This is a genomic window from Pseudomonas sp. 57B-090624, from assembly GCF_003234055.1.
In the GTDB taxonomy this organism is placed as follows: domain Bacteria; phylum Pseudomonadota; class Gammaproteobacteria; order Pseudomonadales; family Pseudomonadaceae; genus Metapseudomonas; species Metapseudomonas tohonis.
This window is the reverse complement of sequence record NZ_QKRU01000080.1, coordinates 25,165-31,560: the sequence shown is the minus strand read 5'-3', so window position 1 is coordinate 31,560 and position 6,396 is coordinate 25,165. Positions and strand designations below refer to the sequence as shown.

The following is a 6,396-nucleotide window of genomic DNA, read 5'->3' as shown; positions in this document are numbered from 1 at the left end:
AGGCTGAAGCCTTGGGTACGACCGATTTGAATGGTGGCGCGCTCTTCAACGCTGAGTTCGGTATAAGACATAGGGGCAGCACCGTACCGGAAAGGTCAGGTGTTGCACTCAGTTTTTGCCGCCGCCCATTTTCACTCCAGCTACGCATGACACGCAGAGGAAAGCCTTGTTTTAATTAAACTTATTAGAAAACAATAATAATCTTCAACCACAAAAATCGACTGGCCACTCCAAATTCCACATCAACGATAAGTAGATTCCCACATCAGAATATAACCAGTTGTCGACCCAGCCCGACCATCGCCAAAAACTCTCCCTTCCAATTATGTACATCCCGGCTGGATAGTTAGAGCTTGCACATACATTCCCGAGGGATGTATAGATTTTGAATCAGCTACTAATTCATAGGCATTACGTACACTAATCCATTCGTATCAACCTGTTCATCGACGGCGTTCCTCTGAGCGAAGCATCCGAAGTAAACGTCGCAATGACCAAGCTCACACCAATACCCCCTAGATGGAGTACGCACGAGTTCGATCAACTGCACCGTTCCGTCCTTAACCTCCTCTAGGGCATGTGGCCCTTTGTATGCGCTAACTCCATACCGTTTTCCTACTCCTCATCGCTCACCACCGGCGTCTACAAGACGCGCTTCGCCGAGGACAACCGCCTGGTCTTCTTCATCAAGCAGCAGCCCTCCTTCCAGGTGGCATTCGTGAACCCCTTCGCCACCGATGCCGACAGCAAGCCCCTCAGCCGGCTGAGCGCGCAGGAGCGGCAGGAGGTGATCGACTACTGCCGGTATCGCCTGGGGATCGAAACGGAATTGAAGACGCAGGACGAGCTCGACAACTGCGAAGGGGCATCGCCGTAATCGACCGGGCTCAGCGCCCTCTTCCGGCTGCTGGCCAGGCTCACCGCCAGGCCGGCAGACGCCCCGTTCGAAACTTACGGAATTTCCCCACAGGGCAACGACCTTGTCCGCCGCCGCCCCTCGCCAATACCGTTCAGCCAGCCCGGTGCGCCCACGGGCTGTGCGGACGGCCGCCGTGACCGGCCATGTCCTACCCCCAACAAGACGGCACAGTGCGATTCGCTCGAAGGTCCCGGACCTTCGAGCGAGGCCAGAGCCGAGCAGGAGGAAACATGGAACTCGCCTTCGATCGCTACCCCCAGCAGCCCCACGGTGGAACCCTGGTCAACCAGGTGGTGCCCGCCGACCGGGTACGGGCAGAAATAGCGCGCTCCCGCGCATTGCCGTCGATCCGCATCGACCTGGAGGCGGTGATCACCATCGAGATGATCACCACCGGCGTGCTCTCGCCCAACAAGGGCTTCATGAACCAGGCCGACTACCTGTCGGTGCTGGGCAATGGCCGGCTGGCCAATGGCACGGTGTGGCCGGTGCCGCTGAGCTTCGCGCCGGTGGGCGAGCGCAACCGCGAGGTGATCGCCGCCCTGGCGGTGGGCGATGAAGTGGCCCTGATCGACGAGCGCAACGAGCCGGTGGCCATCCTCGCCATCGACGACATCTTCGATTACGACAAGGAGGAGCGCGCCCGCCAGCTGTTCGGCACCACCGACCGCAACCACCCCGGCGTGGACGCCATCCACCGGCGCATGGGCGACGTGGCCCTGGGCGGCCCGCTGCAGCTGCTGCAACGGGTCGACTGGGGCCCCTTCGAATCATTGCGCCTGGAGCCCCGGGACACCTGGAGGCGCTTCTACGAAGAACGCGGCTTCCGCTCCGTGGCCGGCTTCATCACCGGCGCCAACCCGCTGCACCGCGGCCACGAATACATCCACCGCAACGCCCTGGAGGGCATCGACGGCCTGCTGCTGCAACCGCTGGTGGAAATGGCCAAGCGTGAATACGTGCGCCACGAATACCGCATGCAGGCCTACCGCAACGTGTTGGAAACCTACTACCCGAAGGACCGCGCCATGCTCTCGCCGCTGCGGGTCACCTACATCTTCGCCGGCCCCCGGGAGACGGTGCTGCACGCCCTGATCATGAAGAACTACGGCTGCACCCACGCGCTGATCGGCCGCGACCACGCGGGGATCGGCAGCTACTACGACAAGTACGCCAGCCACAGCATCTTCGACCAGTTCACCCCGGACGAGCTGGGCATCGAGGTGCGCCTGTTCCACGAGGTGTTCTACTGCGTGCGCTGCGCCAGCCACGCCACGACCGAAACCTGCCCCCACGACGAGCGCTACCGGCTGAACATTTCCGGCACCGGCATCCGCGAGATGCTGCGCCACGGCCTGGTGCCGCCCAAGGAGGTGGTGCGCCCGGAGTCGGCCCTGGCGGCCATGCAGGGCATCCAGCCCAAGGGCCTGGGGGACGACGGCGAAGGCACCCTGCCCGTGGCCAAGGTGATCCAGAGCCTGTTCCCCTTCTACACCCGCTTCACCCGCCTGGGCGGCGTACTGCGCCAGCAGCCCCTGGAAGCGGACGCCCTCACCGTGCGCGACCTGGAACTGGCCTGCCACGAGGCGCGCAGCCACACAGGCGATGTCTACGACGGCGTCTACCGCGAGTACACCGCCCTGCTGGACCACAACCGCAGCCTGCAGCCGGCCTGGGTGGAGGACGCGCGCGACGCCCTGCACCGGCAGCAGCGGCGCCTGCTCGATGACCTGGACGAGAAATTCAGCCAGGCGCCGGAGCTCGCGTCCGATGAGTTCATGTACCAGGGCCAGGCGGAAGTGCAGCAGGAACTGAGCGCCGCCCGTGCGCTGCTCGACGACATCCCGGCGGCGGTGGACGCCAACCGCCTGGCCAACCGCACCTGGAACAGCCTGCCCTACCCCCGCTATCGCGGCGCCGACGACGCCTGAACCCACACCCCACGGCAGCGCTGCCCATGGCTGCCGTGGGGACCTTGGGCCAACGTCCCCCTCCGTTCGAAAAAAATTGTCGAGTCCTGCATCCATAACGATGCCTGGCGGGTAGTACAGATGGGCAGCCCGAATCTGCCTCTTCGATTACCTATCAGGAGATCGCCCCATGAACGTAAAACCTGCCAGTGGCCTGCTCAGCGGCCTCGTCCTGTGCCTCGCCCTGCAAAGCCTCAATGCCCAGGCGGCCGTGCCCGACGCCGTGAAGGTGCCCGATGGCCACAAGCTCGTGCTCGAAACCGTCGGCGTGGGCGAAATCACCTACGAATGCCGTGACAAGGCAGGTGCGCCAGGCCAGACCGAGTGGTTTTTCGTCGGCCCCAAGGCCGTGCTCAATGACCGGGCCGGAAAGCCGGTAGGGGACTACTTCGGGCCGCCGGCCACCTGGCAGGCCCGTGACGGGTCGAAGATCACCGGCACGCAGGTGGCCGTCGCGCCGGCCGGCACGGGCGATATCCCGTACCAGTTGGTCAAGGCCAACCCTGCCGAGGGCAAGGGCGCCATGAGCGGCGTCAGCTTCGTGCAGCGCCTGGCGACCCGGGGTGGCGTCGCGCCCAGCGATACCTGCGCCGCCGAGAACAAGGGGCAGCGGCAGGTCGTCAAGTACCAGGCCGACTACCTATTCTGGGGGGCCAACTGAGCTCGCCCGGGCAGGCGCGAGGCGAGCCGTCGGCTACGCTCAACGACACACCCCGGCCAGACGGGCCGGGGCACCCTCGAGCGCAGAAAGTGGACCAGCCTGCCAGCACCTTCGATTACCAGAGCCACCTCGACGCCTGCGCCCGAGGTGAGCGGCCGGCCTTGCAGGCGCTCTACGATCAGGAAGGTGCGCGGCTGCTCGGCGTGGCCCGCCGCATCGTGCGGGACGACGCCCTGGCCGAAGACATCGTGCACGATGCCTTCATCCGTATCTGGACGCGCGCTGCCAGCTTCGACCCGGCGCGTGGCTCCGCGCGCGGCTGGATCTACAGCATCACGCGGAACCTGGCGCTGAACCATATCCGCGATGGTGCCCGAGAGGTGCCCCTGGATGATGCAGGTGCGGCGGTGCTGCACGCGCAGGTGGCGGAGGTGGACGACAGCCTGGCGGCGCACGGTTCAGCCAGAATTCATCAATGCCTGGAGCAGCTGGAGCCGGCGCGGCGGCGCTGCATCCTGCATGCCTACGTCGACGGCTGCACGCATGCCGAAATCGCCGCCCTGCTCGGCGCGCCCTTGGGCACGGTCAAGGCGTGGATCAAGCGCAGCCTGGCGTCACTGCGGGAGTGCATGGGATGAACACCGAGCACAATGGCACCGGCCCCGAAGACCTGGACACCCTCGCCGGGGAATACGTACTGGGCAGCCTGCCGGCCAGCCAATGGCATGCCGTGCATGAGCGCCTCAAGCACGACGCCGATCTGCGCTCAGCCGTGGCTGCCTGGGAGAACCGCCTGCTGGAGCTGACCGCGACCGTCGAGCCGAAAACCCCCAGCCCACGCCTGTGGAGCCGGGTATCCCGCACCCTGGACGCGCTCAATGGCGACGCCAAGGCACCGCGGCAGGTGGCCGTACCCTGGCATCGGCGCTTGGGCGTATGGCGGGGCCTGGCGGGCGCCGGGCTGGCCGCAAGCCTGGTGCTGGCGACGATGCTGCTGACCACCAGCGCACCGCGCATCACCTACATGGTGGTGTTGGTGGCCCCCACCGACCAGACCCCCGGCTGGGTGGTGCAGGCCAGTGACAGCCGCCGGGTCCAGCTGATCCCGCTCGGGCGTAGCGAGGTTCCGGGCGACAAAGTGCTGCAGTTCTGGACCAAGGCGGAGGGCTGGCAAGCGCCGGTATCCCTCGGCTTGGTCAAGCCTGGCGCGCAACTCAGCGTGCCCCTGGACCAATTGCCGCCGCTGGAGCCGAGCCAGTTGTTCGAGCTGACCCTGGAAAACCCGGGTGGCTCCACCACGGGCCGGCCGATGGGGCCCGTTCAGTTCATTGGTCGGGCGGTGAAGGTCATCTAGCAGATTCAACCCTCTGTAAAATGAGCAGCTCACGACCCGGGCGGCACTCGTGAACTCCTTCGCCACCGATGCCGATAGCAAGCCCCTCAGCACGCGAGCGAACAGGAGCGGCAGGAGGTGATCGGCTACTGCCGGTATTGCCCGGGTATCGAAACGAAACTGAAGATTCAGGAAGCGTTGGATAGCTGCAGATAACGCTGACCCTGTACCTTGCCGACCTGCTACTCGACGCAACTGACGGAATGGACGCCATGCACCTGCTCTACCCCTCATCACCCGATAACCCGAACATCCCGGACGAGACATTTGCCGAAGAGTTTGCAGCGGCCAAGGCGGCCGGCCTCGGTTGCTCGCTGTTCTCCTGCGAGGAGCTGGAGCTGCAACGCTTCAAGCCGAAGCCTGCCTTCGAAGAAGGGGCCCGTGTCCTGTACCGGGGCTGGATGCTGACGCCGGATGCCTACGGCTACCTGCATGCGTCCATCGCCAGCCAAGGCGCCATTCCCATAACCAGCCCGGCGCAATACCGGCATTGCCACCACCTGCCCGAGTGGTATCCGCAATGTCGGGACCTGACCCCCGCCACCCTGGTGCTTCCCCGTGACGCCGACTTCGCCGCCGCGCTGGCCGAGGCGGGCTGGTCCGCCTGCTTCGTGAAGGACTACGTGAAATCGCTGACCACCCAGCGCGGCTCCGTCGCCCAAAACGCGGACGAAGTGGTCGAGATCATTGCCCTTATCGAACGCTATCGCGGCGAGCTGGAAGGCGGCATCTGCCTGAGGCAATTCGAGCCACTCATCCCGGAAACGGAAGAGCGCTATTTCGTCCTCGACGGCCGCGCCCATGGCCGGAGCGACGAGGTGCCAGCACTCGTCCACGACATCGCCCAACGCGTGCCCTGCCCCTTCTTCTCGGTCGACCTGGTTGCCTCTGAGACCGGCGCCCTGCGCCTGGTGGAGCTGGGCGACGGGCAGGTCTCCGACCGCAAGGAATGGCCGGCAGAACGCTTTGTGGTCATGTTGTGCTCAGCGGTCTCGACTTGAGCCCGCAGCGAAGCCAAGAGCCCCAGACCGAGACCACTCAGGACGCAGTATCCAAGGCCCCCATGAACAACCGATTGACTTTTCTGCTGGCACTGTTGGCTCTCTGCCCCGCCGCAGCCAATGCCGAGTGCGTCGCGGTGCTCTGGATACCCTTCGACGCGGAGCTCTACTCACCGGAAAGCGAGGCCACCATCGAAGAGCGGGCGTTCGAGCGAACCTCTATTCCTCTGGCCATGGCCAAGAGGCTGAGCCCCGCTGATGCTTCGTCGAGTGCCGTTCGCGAATACGATCCGCATAACACCCGAGCGCTGATAAAGGTCCGCGATAAGCCCTTCTTCATCGACCGTTTTGGATGGACCAGACAGGGAGAGCACTACGGCAAGATCGCCATCAGCCAGATTGAAGATGCGTTGTCTTCCAGCTGCTCCGACGCGCCCTAGCCGCGTGAATCG

General features: G+C 64.7%; 7 protein-coding genes. All 7 read left to right on the top strand.

From position 1 onward, the window contains the following. Positions 1-577 precede the first annotated feature (577 nt). The 7 genes from DMX10_RS27410 (at position 578) to DMX10_RS27380 (ending at position 6,384) form a co-directional block, all read left to right on the top strand. A complete protein-coding gene (locus DMX10_RS27410; protein ID WP_111264064.1) occupies positions 578-877 on the top strand; it encodes a hypothetical protein in 300 nt (99 codons plus the stop codon). A gap of 272 nt (positions 878-1,149) precedes the next feature. Further along, positions 1,150-2,850, top strand: coding sequence for a sulfate adenylyltransferase (locus tag DMX10_RS27405; protein WP_111264063.1), 1,701 nt, complete (start codon positions 1,150-1,152; stop codon positions 2,848-2,850). Positions 2,851-3,019: 169 nt separating this feature from the next. Next, on the top strand, positions 3,020-3,550 hold the full coding sequence (locus tag DMX10_RS27400; protein WP_111264062.1) for a DUF3455 domain-containing protein: 531 nt from the start codon (positions 3,020-3,022) through the stop codon (positions 3,548-3,550). Positions 3,551-3,639: 89 nt separating this feature from the next. Continuing rightward, on the top strand, positions 3,640-4,188 hold the full coding sequence (locus DMX10_RS27395; protein ID WP_111264061.1) for a sigma-70 family RNA polymerase sigma factor: 549 nt from the start codon (positions 3,640-3,642) through the stop codon (positions 4,186-4,188). Next, complete coding sequence (locus tag DMX10_RS27390; RefSeq protein ID WP_111264060.1) at positions 4,185-4,904, top strand: anti-sigma factor domain-containing protein; 720 nt, start codon at positions 4,185-4,187, stop codon at positions 4,902-4,904. Before DMX10_RS27395 ends, DMX10_RS27390 begins: the two co-directional genes overlap by 4 nt. A 251-nt stretch (positions 4,905-5,155) precedes the next feature. Continuing rightward, on the top strand, positions 5,156-5,944 hold the full coding sequence (locus tag DMX10_RS27385; RefSeq protein WP_111264059.1) for an ATP-grasp domain-containing protein: 789 nt from the start codon (positions 5,156-5,158) through the stop codon (positions 5,942-5,944). A gap of 62 nt (positions 5,945-6,006) precedes the next feature. Beyond that, complete coding sequence (locus DMX10_RS27380; protein ID WP_146603067.1) at positions 6,007-6,384, top strand: hypothetical protein; 378 nt, start codon at positions 6,007-6,009, stop codon at positions 6,382-6,384. Positions 6,385-6,396 lie beyond the last annotated feature (12 nt).